The 16,728-nt window shown below is 56.9% G+C and carries 14 protein-coding genes and 1 pseudogene; 12 read left to right on the top strand and 3 right to left on the bottom strand.

What is annotated here, in order from left to right; all coding sequences use genetic code 11:
* Positions 1–41: 41 nt before the first annotated feature.
* Complete coding sequence (gene pqqU / locus L2Y28_RS11415) at positions 42–2,159, bottom strand: TonB-dependent receptor PqqU (protein WP_022648237.1); 2,118 nt, start codon at positions 2,157–2,159, stop codon at positions 42–44.
* 247 nt (positions 2,160–2,406) lie between these two features.
* On the opposite strand from pqqU, the gene L2Y28_RS11410 reads away from it, so the two are divergent.
* A complete protein-coding gene (locus tag L2Y28_RS11410; protein ID WP_022648236.1) occupies positions 2,407–3,468 on the top strand; it encodes a YncE family protein in 1,062 nt (353 codons plus the stop codon).
* Positions 3,469–3,560: 92 nt separating this feature from the next.
* On the opposite strand, the gene ansP is transcribed toward L2Y28_RS11410, so the two are convergent.
* Both ansP and L2Y28_RS11400 read right to left on the bottom strand, forming a co-directional pair.
* Positions 3,561–5,057 (bottom strand): L-asparagine permease, encoded by a 1,497-nt coding sequence (gene ansP, locus L2Y28_RS11405; RefSeq protein ID WP_022648235.1) that lies wholly within the window; start codon positions 5,055–5,057, stop codon positions 3,561–3,563.
* A 327-nt stretch (positions 5,058–5,384) separates the two neighbouring features.
* On the bottom strand, positions 5,385–6,275 hold the full coding sequence (locus L2Y28_RS11400; protein ID WP_022648234.1) for a LysR family transcriptional regulator: 891 nt from the start codon (positions 6,273–6,275) through the stop codon (positions 5,385–5,387).
* Positions 6,276–6,387: 112 nt separating this feature from the next.
* On the opposite strand from L2Y28_RS11400, the gene L2Y28_RS11395 reads away from it, so the two are divergent.
* The 11 genes and pseudogenes from L2Y28_RS11395 to L2Y28_RS11345 all read left to right on the top strand — a co-directional run bounded on the left by L2Y28_RS11395 (position 6,388) and on the right by L2Y28_RS11345 (position 16,642).
* Positions 6,388–6,786, top strand: coding sequence for a cupin domain-containing protein (locus L2Y28_RS11395; RefSeq protein ID WP_022648233.1), 399 nt, complete (start codon positions 6,388–6,390; stop codon positions 6,784–6,786).
* Between the two features lie 108 nt (positions 6,787–6,894).
* Positions 6,895–7,896, top strand: coding sequence for an MsnO8 family LLM class oxidoreductase (locus tag L2Y28_RS11390; protein ID WP_022648232.1), 1,002 nt, complete (start codon positions 6,895–6,897; stop codon positions 7,894–7,896).
* Positions 7,893–9,014 carry an amidohydrolase gene (locus L2Y28_RS11385; protein ID WP_022648231.1) on the top strand — a complete coding sequence of 374 codons (1,122 nt, stop codon included), beginning with the start codon at positions 7,893–7,895 and terminating at the stop codon, positions 9,012–9,014. Before L2Y28_RS11390 ends, L2Y28_RS11385 begins: the two co-directional genes overlap by 4 nt.
* Positions 9,015–9,030: 16 nt before the next feature.
* Positions 9,031–11,294: pseudogene (locus tag L2Y28_RS11380) on the top strand (NtaA/DmoA family FMN-dependent monooxygenase).
* Positions 11,295–11,303: 9 nt separating this feature from the next.
* Positions 11,304–11,813 carry a GNAT family N-acetyltransferase gene (locus tag L2Y28_RS11375; RefSeq protein ID WP_022648228.1) on the top strand — a complete coding sequence of 170 codons (510 nt, stop codon included), beginning with the start codon at positions 11,304–11,306 and terminating at the stop codon, positions 11,811–11,813.
* 9 nt (positions 11,814–11,822) lie between these two features.
* Positions 11,823–12,749: an amino acid ABC transporter permease gene (locus L2Y28_RS11370; RefSeq protein ID WP_022648227.1), complete on the top strand. Its 927-nt coding sequence runs from the start codon at positions 11,823–11,825 to the stop codon at positions 12,747–12,749.
* Positions 12,733–13,506, top strand: coding sequence for an amino acid ABC transporter ATP-binding protein (locus L2Y28_RS11365; protein WP_022648226.1), 774 nt, complete (start codon positions 12,733–12,735; stop codon positions 13,504–13,506). The genes L2Y28_RS11370 and L2Y28_RS11365 overlap by 17 nt, the downstream gene beginning before the upstream one ends.
* 9 nt (positions 13,507–13,515) lie before the next feature.
* Positions 13,516–14,403, top strand: a complete 888-nt coding sequence (locus L2Y28_RS11360) for a transporter substrate-binding domain-containing protein (protein ID WP_022648225.1) — start codon at positions 13,516–13,518, stop codon at positions 14,401–14,403.
* A gap of 166 nt (positions 14,404–14,569) precedes the next feature.
* The gene (locus tag L2Y28_RS11355; protein ID WP_022648224.1) at positions 14,570–15,187 is read left to right on the top strand and encodes a glutathione S-transferase family protein; all 618 of its coding nucleotides are present in this window, start codon (positions 14,570–14,572) and stop codon (positions 15,185–15,187) included.
* A 37-nt stretch (positions 15,188–15,224) separates the two neighbouring features.
* On the top strand, positions 15,225–15,455 hold the full coding sequence (pptA, locus tag L2Y28_RS11350) for a tautomerase PptA (RefSeq protein ID WP_022648223.1): 231 nt from the start codon (positions 15,225–15,227) through the stop codon (positions 15,453–15,455).
* Positions 15,456–15,640: 185 nt separating this feature from the next.
* Positions 15,641–16,642: a Kdo(2)-lipid IV(A) acyltransferase gene (locus L2Y28_RS11345; protein ID WP_022648222.1), complete on the top strand. Its 1,002-nt coding sequence runs from the start codon at positions 15,641–15,643 to the stop codon at positions 16,640–16,642.
* Positions 16,643–16,728: the final 86 nt, after the last annotated feature.

The following is a 16,728-nucleotide window of genomic DNA, read 5'->3' as shown; positions in this document are numbered from 1 at the left end:
TGCTTATTTTTTACCGGCAACGTGCGCTGCCGGAGAATGGTTTACTCAAAACGATAAGAGACCGACAGGCCCACGCCATAGTTACGACCAGGGGCAGGTTCGTAAAAGCGGTTGTAGCCAGCGTTAACAATCTCTGAACCGGCGTACTCTTTATCGAACAGGTTATCGACGCGACCAAAGACGTCCATTCCCCATTTGCCGTAGTTGAGTTTATAGCCGGTATTCAGGCCCACTACGGTATAAGAGGGCGCTTTAGCGGTGTTGGTATCGTTGGCCATGACATCGCTCATGTAGCGGGCATCTGCCCCCGCGTACCAGCCTTCCTCAGGCTCCCAGCCAAACGACGCATATCCCATGTTACGGGCGATCCCCGGCATCCGGTTGCCGCTACAGTCTGCATTGCTACAGACGTTGGTGCGGTAGGTGGCATCAAGATAGGTCCACGCCATCTTCAGCTTCCAGTTCTCGGCAAACTGCTGGTCGAGCGCAATTTCCACACCCTGACGGCGCGTTTTTCCCGCGTTTTTATAAGTCGTGCGACCATCCTTGCTTTCGTCCACCACGATCTCGTTGTCGGTATCCGTGCGGAACAGCGCCGCCGTCAGGATGCCATTGCCGATGCGGGTTTTGCTGCCAATCTCATAGGTGTTGTTGGTGGACGGTTGCAGGTTCATATTGAGGCCACCTTTGCCATCAGAACGGTAGGAAAGTTCGTTGATGGTCGGCGTCTCAAATCCCCGTCCTGCCGCAGCATACAGGTTCCATGCGTCGGTCACGGCGTATTTCACCGCACCTGCCGGGAGCCATTTGTGGTAGCTGGCGTCGCCGCTGTCATCACCGTTTTGCGGGGTAATGTAACGATCGTTGGAGTCAAACCAGACGGAGCTATAACGTACGCCCGCCTCTAAGGACAGTTTTTGCGTTAGCTGCCACTGGGTTTGCAGGTAGGGATCCAGGTTCCACATCAGATTGCGTTCGTCACGGCGTTTATTACCCTTCACGCCATAATCCGGCACGCCGTTGCCCATCACGAAGTTCTCATACCCGCGACGATTTTCGCTCATGTTTTCGTAGTTCAACCCGGTGGTAAATGTCACCGGAACCAGCAGTTCGCCGCGGTGGGTCCAGCGCGTATCAATACCCTGATAGTGACGCTGCATATCAATCACACCGCCCGAATGCGCAGGATTCTCGCGCTGAGTGGACGCCGGAATGGACTGGTACTGAGTCATTTCACGCTCACCGGCATACATCATCACGCTGAGGTCGTCCTGTTCGCTCAGCTGACGGTCGTAGCGGATCCCGGCCTGGGTCTGCTTAATGGTCTTACGCGTGTTGTACTGATCGCCACGTGGTGACTGGCGCGGGTTATTCTGCCACTCCTCATAGCTCAGTCCGCCTGGATCGTTGGCTTTCATGTCCACGCTGTTAAAAATCAGCGTCAGCTTGCTGACATCATTAATGCGCACGCCCAGTTTCGCGTTGGCGAGGTTTTTGCGCGCGCCGCTGTGGTCGCGATAGCCATGGGTGGTAAAACGGGTAGTGGATACGGCGTAATCCACATCGCCCGCCTGAGTACCATCACCCACCGCCCCGGTGGCCTTCATACCGTAACGCCAGGTGCCGTAGCTGCCGTAATAGCTGCTGGCTTCAATGGTGGCTGGCTGTTGTCCGGTCTGGGTGTTGATGTTGATCACGCCGCCGGAGGCATTACCGTACAGGGCAGAGAAGGGGCCGCGCAGCACGTCGACGCTCTCTATGCTGTTGAGGTCAATGTTTGATGTCTGCCCCTGGCCGTCGGGCATGGTTGCCGGAATGCCGTCCACGTACATACGGATCCCGCGTACGCCGAAGGTTGAGCGCGCGCCGAATCCGCGAACGGAAAGTTGCAGATCCTGAGCATAGTTCTGGCGGTTCTGGATTTGCAGGCCAGGTACGCTCCCAAGGGATTCAGAAAGGTTGATGCGCGGTGTGGCATGTCGCATATCCTCGCCGCTCACCACGCTGACTGCGGCCGGGGTGTCCAGTTCGGAGACGGTTTGCGGCGTGGCGCTGACGATCAGGGTCTGTTCATCCGCGGCCATCGCACTCAGCGGGCCAAAAATGACGGGAACGAACAACAGGGGTAGTGAGGCCTTATGGGCAGTAATAATTTTCATGGAGTAAGCCGGTTAAGAAAAAATTCGAACCAAATCAACTGGAACCTGTGTATATATGTTAAATCCTTTGTAAATGTTATGAAAACTATAACCGCACATTTCGTGAATGTAAGGTTTTGCAGGAAAGAAATACTCCACATTCAACTCATTAATGATTACTATTCTCATTAAAATAACGGCAAAGCGATGACTTTGCCCGCCGGAAGCGATGTCAGCGGTAAATCTCCTCATTTAAAAAGGAATTGTTATGTCTTTACGTCATCTGTGCTCGCCGCGCCTGCGTGGGTCTCTGCTGTTGGGCTCTTTACTGTTTGCCGGTACGTTCCAGGTTCATGCCGCTGAAGAGATGCTGCGCAAAGCGGTCGGCAAGGGCGCGTATGAAATGGCCGTCAGCCAGCAGGAAAACGCGCTGTGGGTTGCGACGTCACAAAGCCGCAAAACCGATAAGGGCGGCGTGGTCTATCGTCTGGATCCGGTCACGCTGGAAGTGACGCAGGCGATTCATAACGATCTCAAGCCGTTTGGCGCCACGATCGATAACGCCACCCAGACGCTGTGGTTCGGTAACACCGTCAACAGTGCCGTGACGGCGATTGACGCCAAAACGAGCGAGGTGAAAGGGCGCCTGGTGCTGGACGATCGCAAACGTAGCGACACGGTGAAGCCGCTTCAGCCGCGCCAGCTGGTGGCCGATGACACGACCAATACGGTATACATTACCGGCATCGGCAAGGAGAGCGTGATCTGGGTTGTTGATGGCGCAACGCTGAAGCTGAAGGACACCATCACGAACACCGGCACGTTCAGCACCGGACTGGCGCTGGATGCGAAGGCAAAACGCCTGTATACCACCAATGCGGACGGTGAGCTGGTGACCATTGATACCGCGACCAACAAAATCCTCAGCCGTAAGAAAGTACAGGAAGACGGAAAAGAGCACTTCTACCTGAACCTGAGCCTGGACACTGCCGGCCAGCGTGCGTTTGTGACGGATTCAAAACAGCCTGAAGTGCTGGTGGTGAATTTGAAAGATGGCAGCGTAATGCAGAAAATCGCCGCGCCAGAATCGCTGGCCGTACTGTTTAACCCGGCGCGTAACGAAGCCTATGTGACGCACCGCGAGGCGGGCAAGGTGAGCGTGATTGACGCCAAAACTTACAAAGTGACCAAAACCTTCGATACGCCGGTTTACCCGAACAGCCTGGCGCTGTCTGCGGACGGTAAAACGCTGTACGTGACGGTGAAACAGAAGTCTACCCGTCAGCAGGAAGCCACTCAGCCTGACGATGTGATTCGTATCGCGCTTTAAGGTGGGAATTGCCCGGTGGCGCTGCGCTTACCGGGCCTGGAAAACAATGAAATGCAGGCCGGGTAAGGCGTAGCCGCCACCCGGCTTTTTTATTAACGCGACGTCTCTTCCACCAGCGGACCATCCTGTTTGTCATCTCCAGGATGAACCGGGGCGGTACTGTGGATTTCATTCACGCGTTTACGCACGCCAAACCAGCCAGCAATCAACAGCACCGCCAGCAGCGGGATTGTAGCGATGGTGTAGGTGCCGTTAGGGTAGTCGAACGCCATCAGCACCAGCACGCTCAACAGGAATAGCAGGGTAAGCCAGGATGTTACCGGCGCGCCCGGCAGCTTGAAGCTGACGTCAGCCGCTTTCCCTTCTTTAATTGCTTTGCGCAGACGCATCTGACACACCACGATAAAGGCCCAGGAGGCGATGATGCCCAGCGCAGCGACGTTCAGCACGATCTCAAACACCTGAGACGGCACGAGATAGTTCAGGAACACGCCAAAGATATACACCACCAGCGTAGCCAGAATACCCGCGTAAGGCACCTGCTGCTTGCTCATCTTCGACATAAACTTCGGCGCAGAGCCCCCCATCGACATGGAGCGCAGGATACGGCCCGTCGAATAGAGCCCGGAGTTCAGGCTGGAGAGCGCGGCAGTCAGTACCACGATGTTCATGATGCTGCCCACGTACGGCACGCCCAGCTTAGAGAAGAAGGTCACAAACGGGCTTTGCCCCGCCTGGTATGCATTCCACGGCAGCAGCAGTACCAGCAATACCACGGAGCCCACATAGAACAGACCGATACGCCAGATCACGCTGTTGATGGCTTTAGGCACCATCGTCTGCGGATCTTTACATTCACCTGCCGCCGTACCGACCAGTTCGATGGAGGCAAAGGCGAATACCACGCCCTGGACCAGAACCAGCGCTGGCAGCAGGCCGTGCGGGAAGAAACCACCGTTATCGGTAATCAGGTGGAAGCCGGTGGCGTTGCCGTCCAGCGGTTTACCGGTGCCGAGGAATACGGTCCCGACCACCAGGAAGATCACAATGGCCAGCACCTTCACCAGCGCGAACCAGAACTCCATCTCGGCGAACCATTTCACGCCAATCATGTTCATGGTCCCGACGATTGCCAGCGCCCCGAGGGCGAACACCCACTGCGGCACATCGCCAAACGCGCCCCAGTAGTGCATGTACAGCGCAACGGCGGTGATATCGACGATACCGGTCATTGCCCAGTTAACGAAGTACATCCAGCCCGCGACATACGCGGCCTTTTCACCGAGAAATTCACGGGCGTAAGAGACAAAGCTACCGCTGGAAGGGCGGTGGAGCACCAGCTCGCCGAGGGCGCGAAGAATGAAGAAAGAGAAGATCCCGCACACCAGATAGACCAGGGCGAGAGCGGGGCCAGCCATTTGCAGACGTGCGCCTGCACCTAAAAAAAGACCTGTACCGATAGCGCCGCCGATGGCGATCATCTGCACCTGACGGTTGCCCATCGCCTTGTGATAGCCCTCTTCATGAGAGTTCAACCAGCGACGTTTAGCAGCATGATGATCGGCTGCGCTTTTATTGCTTGTTTTCATTGAGTTACCTGTTTGCCTGTCTGAACCATTAACGTGATAGTCCTGCCTGGCAGAAGCCGAAACAAACGATTGCTTCTGCGCAGACACATGCTGCCTTTCCAGTCATTCTGTGTATGGATAAGGCAAAACATGGCGAGGCATCCTACCCGCAATTGATAAGCGACGCAAAATATAACCGTGCCGAAAGTGATGCTCGTCGAAGGAAATCGTGTGGTCAGAGCAGACTGCGATCACAACGCGCTGAATCGTGACGTTTTTTTAGGCAAAAAGGTCTGTGAATGCTGATTTAATCATCAGGTTTACTTAATAGTTACCTATAGGTAGAGCTTATGGATGCCGCAGAGCTGCGATAAGTAATGAAAACGCGGAAGTGTGCTGGCGGCGGCTCGGATAATAGAGATGATAACCGGCAAAAGCCGGACACCAGGCTTCAAGCACACGCACTAACCGGCCCTCAGCAAGGGCGTCCTGAACCGCATCTTCCGGGACGTACGCCAGCCCCAGACCGTTTTCGGCGGCATCAATGCGTTGCGGCAGGCTGTTGAGGATCAATTGGCCGTCAACCCGCACGCGCAGCTCACGTCCGTCCCGTTCAAATTCCCAGGCATATAATCCGCCGCGTGTGGGCAGGCGCATATTAATGCAGCGGTGCTGATCAAGCTGCTCCGGCGTTTCCGGTACCCCGAAACGATGCAAATAGTCTGCCGACCCGACGACCGCCATGCGCATGTCCGGGGCAATACGTATCGCAATCATATCTTTCGCCACCTGCTCACCCAGACGCACCCCCGCGTCAAAGCGGCCATCGACAATATCTGTCAGCCCATCGTCCACCGTGACTTCAACGTTGATGTCAGGATACTGCGCCATAAAGGGTTTAAGCACAGGCCACAGCACGGCAGACATGGCGTGCTCCCCGGCGGTTAGGCGAATATTCCCGGCAGGTCTGTCGCGGGTATCACGCAGCGCGGTAAGTTCCTGCTCGATCTCCAGCAGATGGGGGCTTAAGCGCATGAAGAGTTGCTCGCCGGCCTCGGTAGGGGCCACGCTGCGGGTGGTGCGGGTTAACAGACGGACTTCCAGCCTCGCTTCCAGATTGCGCATTGCGTGACTGAGCGCCGACTGAGATACCCCAAGCTGCGCCGCGGCGCGGGTAAAACTGCGCTCCCGGGCGACAACCATAAAGGAGAGCAGATCGTTGAAGTTGTCTTTTAACATGGCGGCTTATCCTATTTATGAATTGAACTCATAGTTCCTTTCTGATTATGCACTCTAATGCTCCCCATGGCTTTACGCTACTGTTAACGCAATAGCAAACGAGGAGTAGATCATGAAAATTATCCGTAGCGGTTCGCTACCTTCCGTTCATGGGCCAGAGGCCTGGTTTACCGGCAGCGTGCGCATTGACGCACCTTTCCAGGCGACTGAACCGGCAAAAGTCGGCGGCGCGACCGTCACCTTTGAACCCGGCGCACGTACCGCCTGGCATACGCATCCTCTTGGACAAACGCTGATCGTGACGCAGGGGCGCGGCTGGTTACAGGAGTGGGGGAAAGAGGCGGAACCGCTGAATCAGGGTGATATCGCCTGGATCCCACCCGGCGTGAAGCACTGGCACGGCGCAAGCGCGCAGACGGCCATGACCCATATCGCCATCGCAGAAGCTGTCGACGGGAGCCCGGTGGCATGGCTGGAGAAGGTCACCGACGAGCAGTATCCGAACGAGTAGCGGTAAGCTATAGCTGATTTCCGGCAATCCAAATGTAAATTAATTGTTTCTCAGAGGTGAAATCCGCCTTTAATAATGACGACATGTTAAGTCAAACGAGAACGCAACATGTCATGGCGAATCAGCATTCTGGATAAAAGCCCCGTCGCAGAACACGAAACAGCCGCCGATGCGCTGGCGCGAACCTTAGCACTGGCGCAACAGGCAGAAACGCTGGGTTATCACCGCTTCTGGATTGCCGAACACCACAATACCCCGCAGCTTGCCAGCCCCTCGCCGGAGCTGCTGATTGCCTGGATCCTCGGGCAAACAAAACGTATTCGCGTGGGCTCAGGCGGCGTCATGCTGCAACATTACAGCCCCTATAAAGTCGCCGAAAATTTTAACGTACTGGCCGCCATTGCGCCGGGCCGGGTTGATCTGGGCGTTGGCAAAGCGCCCGGCGGTCTGCCGCTCTCTACCCGCGCCTTGCAGTACGGCCTAAATCCGCAGGAAAAAGGCAGCTTTACTGAACAACTGACGCAGCTTGATCGCTGGATCCGCCCTGAAAATCAGTCAGCGGAGGAGGACGTTCGCGCCACGCCGCTGCCGCCGGTGCCTGCCCGGGGATTTCTGCTGGGCGCCAGTACCGAAAGCGCGCTACTGGCGGCCTCCCTCGACTGGCATTTTGTCTTTGCCGCCCATCTGAACGGTGATCCTGAGCTGCTGCGCGAGGTCGTCACAGCGTGGCGTCAACACAGCGTCCGGGAGGTGATTGTGGCCGTGCAGGTCATTGTTGCCCCAACCCAGGCTGAGGCCGATGCGCTGGCGCAGAAGGTTGAAGTGTGGGGCGTGGAGCTGGTAAACGGACAGCGCGTCACCGTGGCCAGCGAAGAACAGGCCTACGCCTTTGCGCGGCAGGCGGGGAGTGACCCGGTGCGCATCGCGCGTCGGGCGCAGTCTCTGCTGGCCGGAACGGCGGCGTCGGTGCTTGAACAGCTCAACGCGCTGCATCAGCAGTGGGGAATTGACGAATTTATCATCGACACGCCGGTCGCTGATGGCGCAACGCGCGCGCAGTCACTGCGACTGCTGGCCGAGGCGCGATTTAACAGGGAGGTGACCGTATGAGCTTTAGCGAACAACTGATTGCCTGGCGCCGTGAGCTGCACCAGAACCCTGAACTCTCCGGTCAGGAGGTCGAAACAACGGCGCGCCTGCGCGAGTGGCTGACGGCGGCCGGTATTGCACCGCTGCCTTACGATCTCCAGACCGGGCTGGTTGCGGAGATCGGCACGGGCAACGCACTGGTTGCGCTGCGTGCCGATATCGACGCGTTACCCATCGACGAGCGCAGTGGGGTGCCGTTTAGCTCCCGGCGTGCGGGGGTGATGCATGCCTGTGGCCATGACATCCACACCAGCGTGATCCTCGGCGCTGCGTTAAAGCTAAAGGAGCGGGAAGCCTCGCTCAACGGTCGCGTGCGGATCCTGTTCCAGCCTGCGGAAGAGAATTTCGGCGGAGCAAAAAGTATGGTGCGGGCCGGGGCGTTACGTGACGTACGCGCGATTTTCGGAATGCATAACGAGCCTTCACTGCCGGTCGGCGAGTTTGCTACGCGCGGCGGCCCATTCTATGCGAACGTCGATCGCTTCGTTATTCATGTTACCGGCAAAGGCGCGCATGCCGCACGTCCCCATGAAGGCAACGACGCCATCGTGCTGGCAAGCCAGCTGGTGACCGCGCTGCAAAGCGTAGCCAGCCGTAACGTCAACACGCTGGATTCGGTTGTTCTGAGCGTGACGCGCATCGCCGGGGGAAATACCTGGAACGTGCTGCCGGAAAGCGTTGAGCTGGAGGGTACGCTGCGCACGCACCGCATGGAAGTGCAGCAGAACGTCAAAGCGCGCGTCGGTGAAATCGCCGCCGGATTTGCCAGCGCCTTTAGCGCGCAGATCAACATCACCTGGTTCGCCGGGCCCACCGCGCTGGTGAATGATGAGCACTGGGCCGGGTTTGCCACCTCGGTCGCGCGCGAAGCGGGATATGAAACCCGGCATGCGGAACTGCACATGGGCGGGGAGGATTTCGCGGTCTATCTGCAAAACATACCCGGCGCGTTTGTCAGCATTGGCAGCAACAGTCCGTTTGGGTTACATCACCCGGCATTTAACCCGGACGAAGCATTAATCGAACCCGCTGCCCGCTATTTTGCTCAGCTCGCGGAAAAAGCCCTGCAACACGTTTAATTAATTTGAGGTGAATATGTCTGCACATCGTCAATTGCGGCTGGGGACCATTTTGCATGGTGCATCCGGAAATATGTCTGCCTGGCGCCACCCGGCGGCGGTCGCGGATGCCAGCATTAATTTTGATTTCGTCAAAGAAACGGCTTTAAAAGCAGAAGAGGGCAAGCTCGACTTTATATTTGTGGCCGACGGTCTTTATATTAACGAGAAATCCATTCCGCATTTTTTAAACCGCTTTGAGCCGCTGACGGTGTTGTCCGCGCTGGCGAGTATCACCTCGCGCCTGGGGCTGGTCGGCACGTTATCCACCTCGTACAGCGAGCCTTTCACCGCTGCACGCCAGTTCGCCAGCCTCGATCACCTGAGCAACGGACGCGCAGGCTGGAACGTGGTGACGTCGCCGCTGGAAGGGTCAGCGAAGAACTTCTCCCGCGAAAAACACCCGGAGCATGCGCTGCGCTACCGCATTGCCGATGAGTATCTCGACGTGGTGAAAGGGCTGTGGGACTCCTGGGAAGGGGATGCCTTTATCCGGAATAAAGAGAGCGGACAGTTCTTTGATGCGTCGAAACTGCATACTCTGGATCACCACGGTGATTTCTTCCGGGTTTCTGGCCCGCTGAATATTGGCCGCACCCCGCAGGGACGTCCGATTGTCTTTCAGGCTGGTGCGTCCGACGACGGTAAAAAGCTGGCGGCAAAACATGCTGACGCGATTTTTACCCACCATGACACGCTGGAAGAAGCCCAGGCTTTTTACCGAGATGTTAAACAGCAGCTGGAAAGTCACGGCCGTCGCGCAGAGGATTTACATATATTCCAGGGCGTCAGCGTGATTGTTGGAAACGACGCCGATGACGTAGAAAACCAGTATCAAACCACGGCGGCACTGGTCTCCATTAATGATGCGCTGAATTACCTCGGACGTTATTTCGAGCATCACGACTTCAGCCAGTATTCCCTCGACGCGCCGTTCCCGGACATTGGCGATTTGGGCAAAAACAGCTTCCGCAGCACCACCGATGAAATCAAGCGTAACGCCCGTGAGCGCAACTTAACCCTGCGTCAGGTCGCGCTGGAAGCCGCATCGCCGCGCCCGCGTTTTTCCGGCACACCGGAGCAGGTAGCCGATGGTTTACAGGCCTGGTTCGAGGAGAAGGCGGCGGATGGCTTCATCATTCAGGGCGGTACGCCGGACACCTTCCCGCGCTTTGTCGACCAGGTGGTGCCCGTTTTACAGGCGCGCGGCCTGTTCCGCACCGACTATCCCGGCACCACGCTGCGCGAAAGTCTGGGCTTAGACGAGCCCAAAAATCAGTTCACACAACAATAAAAGAGAAAAACGCTATGCAGAAATCATCGCTTATTCTGGCGCTTGCGCTGGCTTTTACCCCTGCCGTCTGGGCAGAGAACGTCAATATTAACGGCACCGGCGTGAGCATTGAGGCCAATAAAACGCCGATCAATACCGCCAAAAACAGCGATGCGATCGCGCAACTGCCGAAAGACTATCGCTTTGCCGTGCCGGGGAAATTTACCGTGGCGGTGGCGGGACTGAATCAACCGCCGCTGACGGTCTTTTCCGACGACAACAAGACCCTGCTGGGAAGTGAGGTCGACATTGCGCGTCTGGTGGCGGACAGCCTTGGGCTGGAGCTGAACGTGGTTCCCACCTCCTGGGAGGACTGGCCGCTGGGGGCGGCCTCCGGGAAATACGATGCGGCTATCAGCAACATCACCGTCACCAAAGCGCGTAAAGAGAAGTTCGACTTCGCCACCTATCGCAAGGATTCACTTGGCTTCTACGTGAAATCCACCAGTCCCATCAACTCGCTTGTGAAGGCAGAGGATATCGCCGGGCTGCGCATCATCGTGGGTTCCGGCACAAACCAGGAAGCCATTCTGCTGGCATGGAACGAAGAGAACCTCAAAAAAGGGCTTAAACCTTTTACGCCGATCTACACCAAAGACGACGCGGCCCAAACGCTGGCGCTTCAGTCCGGACGCGCGGACGCCTACTTTGGCCCGAACGTGATCGGTGCCTGGAAAGCGGCGCTTAACGGTAAAACCAAACTGGTCGGCAGCGTCGACGGCGGCTGGCCGAAGGCAGCGCATATCGCGGTGACGCTGAAAAAAGGCAGCGGCCTGGTCGAACCGGTTCAAACCGCGCTGAACGGCGCGATCAAGAACGGAGATTACGACAAGGTGCTGAACCGCTGGGGGGAAGGCGTGGAGCGTATCTCCAGTTCCGAAGTTAACCCGGCCGGTCTGGGCGATTAAGGAGGCGCTATGCGCGAACAATTTCGTGACGTTTCGCCGGAAGATGCCGATCTTCAGCCCATTATCGCGGGGCTTTTCGGTGAATACGCCGCTCGTTACGGCGACTACTTTTCAAAGGATGCGGAAGTCGAGCTGACAGAGTGGTACCTGGCGCCGCAGGGGCTGTTTATCGTTCTGGAGCGCGATGGCGAGATCATCGCCACCGGGGCGTATAAGCCCTTCGACGAACATACCGCAGAGATCAAACGTATCTGGACGAATAAAACGCTGCGCCAGCAGGGGCTGGCCGCGCGCGTGGTACAGGAGCTGGAGCGCCGGGCGGTGCTGGCGGGCTACAGCCACATCTACCTGACCACGGGGTTTCGTCAGCCGGAGGCGGTGCGGCTCTATCTCAGCCAGGGGTATCAGCCGCAGTTCGATCTCAACCGCGACCCGGAAGAGTACAGCCAGCCGCCGTTCGACGGTCGGCTACGTTTCACCAAGACGCTGATCCGCGAAGCGCTCAGCAAAACCGCATAAGGAGCGACGATGAGCAACGTTGAAACCATAAAAGTGGTCCCGGCACGTTATCCGCTGCGCGCTGCTGGCGCCGTGGTGGCGCTGTTTGTGCTGGCGGTCGTGATCCAGTCCGTGGCCTTTAATCCGCGCTGGGAGTGGGCGGTATTTGCCCGCTGGTTCTTTGACCCGGTGATCCTCGAAGGCGTCGGACAGACGCTGCTGCTGACGTTGATAAGCACCGTATTGAGCGTGGTGATTGGCGGCATGCTGGCGCTGGCTCGGCTCTCGTCATCATGGCTGTTGAGCAGCCTGGCGTGGGGCTACATCTGGCTGTTCCGATCGCTGCCGCTGATCGTGGTGCTGATTATCCTCTATAACTTCTCCTATCTCTACGACACGCTCTCTCTCGGCGTGCCTTTTACCGGCATTACCTGGGGCAGCTTTGAAACCATCAACGTTCTCGGGCAGTTTTCTACCGCCATCGTGGGGCTGACGCTGGTGCAGAGCGCCTATACTGCGGAGATCATTCGCGGGGGCTTCCTTGGGGTCGACCACGGTCAGTATGAGGCGGCCGCTGCGCTGGGTCTGCCGGCGTGGCGTCGCACCGTGCGCATAATTCTCCCCCAGGCGCTGCGCACCATCCTGCCGTCCGGGTTTAACGAAATCATCAGCCTCGCCAAAGGGACGGCGATGGTTTACGTGCTGGCGATGCCGGAACTGTTCTACACGATCCAGATGATCTACAACCGCACCCAGGAGGTGATCCCGCTGTTGATGGTGGGGGCCGTCTGGTATCTGGTGATCACCACCGTACTGTCTGCCATCCAGCATGTTATTGAGCGTGGACTCGCCCGCAGCGAGCGCCGCTCCGCCGTAAACCAGAGCCGGGCGACCAGCCGCGCGCGTTCCGTCACCACTTCGTCAGCACAGGAGCCCGTTCATGCAAGCCTCTCCTGAAGGACACATTTCCATAACCGGCGTCAGTAAGTTTTTTGGCCGACATAAAGCGCTCGATAACGTCACGCTTGAGATCCCACCGGGCTCCGTGACGGTGATCCTCGGACCCTCTGGATCGGGAAAATCGACGCTGCTGCGCACTATTAACCATCTGGAGCGCGTAGACGAAGGCTTTATCCAGATTGACGGGGATTACATCGGCTATCGCCGTCAGGGTGACAAACTCTACGAGCTCAAAGAGAAAGAGATCCTCAAACAGCGCGTCAATGTTGGGTACGTGTTTCAGAACTTCAATCTTTTTCCGCATCTTACGGTGCTGGAAAACCTGGTTGAAGCACCCATCGCGCATAAAAAGTTCAGTAAAAAAGAGGCTATTGAAAACGCCTACAGCCTTCTGGATGTGGTAGGTCTGCGCGATAAAGCCGATGCCTGGTCGCGTCACCTCTCCGGCGGCCAACAGCAGCGCATCGCCATTGCCCGCGCGCTGGCGCTGCGCCCGCGCGTGATGCTGTTTGATGAGCCAACTTCGGCGCTGGATCCGGAACTGGTTGGCGAAGTGCTGGACGTGATTAAAAAGCTCGCCCGCTCCGGCACTACGCTGGTGGTGGTCACCCATGAGATCGGCTTTGCCCGGGAAGTGGCGGACCAGGTGGTATTTATGGTCGACGGTAAAATTGTGGAGCAGGGCAGCAGCGACGACGTGTTAAACCGACCGTCGCATCCGCGAACGCGCCAGTTCCTCTCAAAAGTGCTGTAAGGAGCGCAGATGAAATATGGACTCCTGGCGGGGCTGGTCTTCACGACGGCGAGTCACGCCAGCATTGATTTAAAGGCCAACGAACAGCCGCTGCCGGTGACGGTTGATCAACAGGCAGTGGCGAAAATCCCGGCGAACTATAAATTTGTTGAGCCGGGTACCCTCACGGTGGCGATTTCAGCCCTGAATTCTCCGCCGCTGGCGCTGCTGGCCAGTGATAACCGCACCCGTATTGGCAGCGACCCGGATATCGCCCGGTTACTGGCGGGCAGTCTGGGGCTGAAGCTGAAGCTGGTGCCAACGGCGTGGGAAGACTGGCCGCTGGGGATCACTTCCGGGCGCTATGACGTGGCGTTGGTGAATATCGCCGTCACCGAGCAACGTAAGGAAAAGTTCGATTTTGCAACCTATCGCGTCGATTCCCTGGCCTTCTCGGTGAAATCCACCAGCAACGTACAGTCGATCACCAGTGCGAAAGATCTGGCCGGTAAAAAGGTGATTGTCGGGTCAGGCACCAATCAGGAACGTATTCTGCTGGGCTGGAACGAAGAGAATAAAAAGGCCGGACGCGAGCCTGCGTTGCCGGTTTATCTGACCGACGACGCCTCAGGCAATCTCTATATTCAGTCCGGCAGGGCGGATGTCTTCTTTGGACCGCAGTCCGTTTCGGCCTACAAAGCCGCGTTAACCGGCAAAACCCGCGTCGTGGGATTAGGCCCGAAGAAAGCCTATGTCGCCACCACAACCAAAAAAGGCAATGGGCTGGTGTATGCGTTGCAGGCTGCGCTGGACGGTGCGATTAAGCGCGGGGATTATCAAAAGGTGCTGGCGCGCTGGGGGGAAGCGGGCGAAGCGGTGACGTCTTCAGACGTTAATCCGCCCGGGATAACCTACTAATGGTGCTCTATACCCTAAATAATTCGAGTTGCAGGAAGGTGGCAAGGGAACGAATCCCCGGGAGCGTACATAAGTACGTGACTGGGGTGAGTGAATGCAGCCAACGCACCTGCAACTTGAAGTATGACGGGTATACACTTAGGGTTTTCATCCCTGAGGAGGCAACATGATCAAACTCTATGGCGTACCCGGCTGGGGATCGGCAATCAGTGAGGTGATGCTGACTCTGGCAGACATCCCGTATCAGTTCGTCAACGTGGATGGGTTTGACCAGCCCGGCCCGCAGCGCGAATTGCTGTTGAAACTGAACCCGCTGTGCCAGGTGCCGACGCTGGAGCTGGAAAATGGGGCGATCGTGACGGAAACCGCGGCGATCGCCCTGATGGTGCTCGACAGACGACCCGACCTCGCGCCGCCCGTTGGGCAGGCCGAGCGCCAGCAGTTTCAGCGCCTGCTCATCTGGTTTGTGGCGAACGTCTATCCCACCTTTACGTATGCAGATTACCCGGAACGCTGGGTGCCTGATGCCCCGGAACAGCTGAAGAAAAACTGTATTGAGTACCGGAAATCCCTCTATCTGTGGTTTGACAGCCAGCTCAGCGCCTCGCCTTATGCCTTTGGCCAACAGCTAACGCTGCTTGACGTCTATATTGCCGTCGTGCGTACCTGGGGGCCAGGTCATGAGTGGTTTACCACCAACGCACCTAATATCACCGCCATCGCGGATGCCGTCTGCGCGTTGCCAGAACTGCACAAGGTGCTAAAAGCTAACGACATAATCTGATAACGTGGAACGCTAACCTATAAAAGGAGCCCTGCCCATGCCTCACGTTGATATCAAATGTTTTCCACGCGATCTGACTGACGAACAAAAAACGGCCCTGGCGGCGGATATCGCCGAAACGATAGTCCGTCATCTGAACAGCAAAGATCGCTCAATCTCCGTGGCGCTTCACGAAGTCCAGGAAGCTGACTGGAAGGCGCAGGTCTGGGATACCGAGATTGGACCTAAACTGGATGAACTGATTAAGAAGCCCGGCTATTCGATGTAACTCGCCTGCCGGGTGGTGCAGTATCACCCGGCGATCCCCGCCTTTCATTCCTTTCGCAAAAATCGATAATAAACAGCACAACGTTTCCGCTACAATTCACTCCTCCGAACAATATTCGTTAAATCAGCAGGTAAGCACTACAACTGCACCAGATTAAGTACAGATAGTAAAAGGATAATTTTTTCATGACAAAATTACCTCGGTTTTCACTCGCCTTTATTCATCCTCGTTACTGGTTCAGTTGGGCAGGCATCGCCGCACTCTGGTGTACGGTCCAGCTCCCATATTCGCTTCTGTTAAAAGCAGGGCACGGACTCGGGCGTCTGGCTATGCGCATGCTTCCACGCCGCGTGGAAATCGCCAGACGAAATCTTGAGCTTTGCTTTCCGGAGATGAAAGAGGGTGAGCGCGAGCGTTTGCTTGAGCGTAATTTTGAATCGGTTGGAATGGGCGTCATCGAAACGGGCATCGCGTGGTTCTGGCCTGACTGGCGCGTGCGCAAACACTTCAGCGTGACCGGCTACGAACATATGGAACAGGCAAGGGCGCAAGGAAGGGGCGTGGTGCTCATTGGCATGCATTTTCTCACGCTGGAATTAGGCGCACGCATCTTTGGCATGCTCAACGCGGGTATTGGCGTCTATCGTCCCAACAACAATGCGTTGCTCGACTGGCTACAGACGCGCGGTCGTCTGCGTTCCAATAAAACCATGCTCGACCGCTACGATTTGAAGGGCATGATCCGCGCGCTTAAGCAAAATGAGATCCTGTGGTATGCCCCGGATCACGACTATGGAAAAACGAATAGCGTGTTTGTGCCGTTTTTTGCCGTCCCGGACGCCGCGACAACTGCCGGGAGCTATATGCTGGTGAAAAGTGCCAGACCGGCCGTGATCCCGTTTGTACCACGCAGAAAAGCAGACGGCACAGGGTATGAGCTGATTATCCTGGACGATATTAGCGATACCTTGCAGGGAGGCGATAAAGTGGCCGTGGCTACGCAGATGAACAGGGCGATTGAGCGTGCGGTGATGATGGCACCCGAGCAATATATGTGGCTGCATCGTCGCTTCAAAACGCGTCCTGAAGGGCAACCGGACCGGTATGCGCGAAAAAAACAGGTCCAGTCCTCAGTCAGAACTTTCTCTGCCAGCGATATGTCGGATCGGTCGAGTATCCAGCAGTAACACAGGGGGCGGATGCCGTTGCGCTCCGCCCTTTATAAAATCTGCGCCGCTGGTTAGAATTACCGCATCCACCTTGTCGGGATGCA

The sequence above is a fragment of the Enterobacter sp. JH25 genome, from assembly GCF_021725435.1.
GTDB classification, from domain to species: Bacteria; Pseudomonadota; Gammaproteobacteria; order Enterobacterales; family Enterobacteriaceae; genus Enterobacter; species Enterobacter intestinihominis.
This window is presented reverse-complemented; position numbering and strand designations above follow the sequence as displayed.

Excerpts from the sequence above, each read along its gene's own strand:
- L2Y28_RS11345 (WP_022648222.1), top strand. The coding sequence starts at position 15,641 with ATGACAAAATTACCTCGGTTTTCACTCGCCTTTATTCATCCTCGTTAC.
- L2Y28_RS11365 (WP_022648226.1), top strand. The coding sequence starts at position 12,733 with ATGCAAGCCTCTCCTGAAGGACACATTTCCATAACCGGCGTCAGTAAG.
- pptA (WP_022648223.1), top strand. The coding sequence starts at position 15,225 with ATGCCTCACGTTGATATCAAATGTTTTCCACGCGATCTGACTGACGAA.
- L2Y28_RS11395 (WP_022648233.1), top strand. The coding sequence starts at position 6,388 with ATGAAAATTATCCGTAGCGGTTCGCTACCTTCCGTTCATGGGCCAGAG.
- L2Y28_RS11360 (WP_022648225.1), top strand. The coding sequence starts at position 13,516 with ATGAAATATGGACTCCTGGCGGGGCTGGTCTTCACGACGGCGAGTCAC.
- pqqU (WP_022648237.1), bottom strand. The coding sequence starts at position 2,159 with ATGAAAATTATTACTGCCCATAAGGCCTCACTACCCCTGTTGTTCGTT.
- L2Y28_RS11375 (WP_022648228.1), top strand. The coding sequence starts at position 11,304 with ATGCGCGAACAATTTCGTGACGTTTCGCCGGAAGATGCCGATCTTCAG.
- L2Y28_RS11400 (WP_022648234.1), bottom strand. The coding sequence starts at position 6,275 with ATGTTAAAAGACAACTTCAACGATCTGCTCTCCTTTATGGTTGTCGCC.
- L2Y28_RS11355 (WP_022648224.1), top strand. The coding sequence starts at position 14,570 with ATGATCAAACTCTATGGCGTACCCGGCTGGGGATCGGCAATCAGTGAG.
- L2Y28_RS11390 (WP_022648232.1), top strand. The coding sequence starts at position 6,895 with ATGTCATGGCGAATCAGCATTCTGGATAAAAGCCCCGTCGCAGAACAC.
- L2Y28_RS11410 (WP_022648236.1), top strand. The coding sequence starts at position 2,407 with ATGTCTTTACGTCATCTGTGCTCGCCGCGCCTGCGTGGGTCTCTGCTG.
- L2Y28_RS11385 (WP_022648231.1), top strand. The coding sequence starts at position 7,893 with ATGAGCTTTAGCGAACAACTGATTGCCTGGCGCCGTGAGCTGCACCAG.
- L2Y28_RS11370 (WP_022648227.1), top strand. The coding sequence starts at position 11,823 with ATGAGCAACGTTGAAACCATAAAAGTGGTCCCGGCACGTTATCCGCTG.
- ansP (WP_022648235.1), bottom strand. The coding sequence starts at position 5,057 with ATGAAAACAAGCAATAAAAGCGCAGCCGATCATCATGCTGCTAAACGT.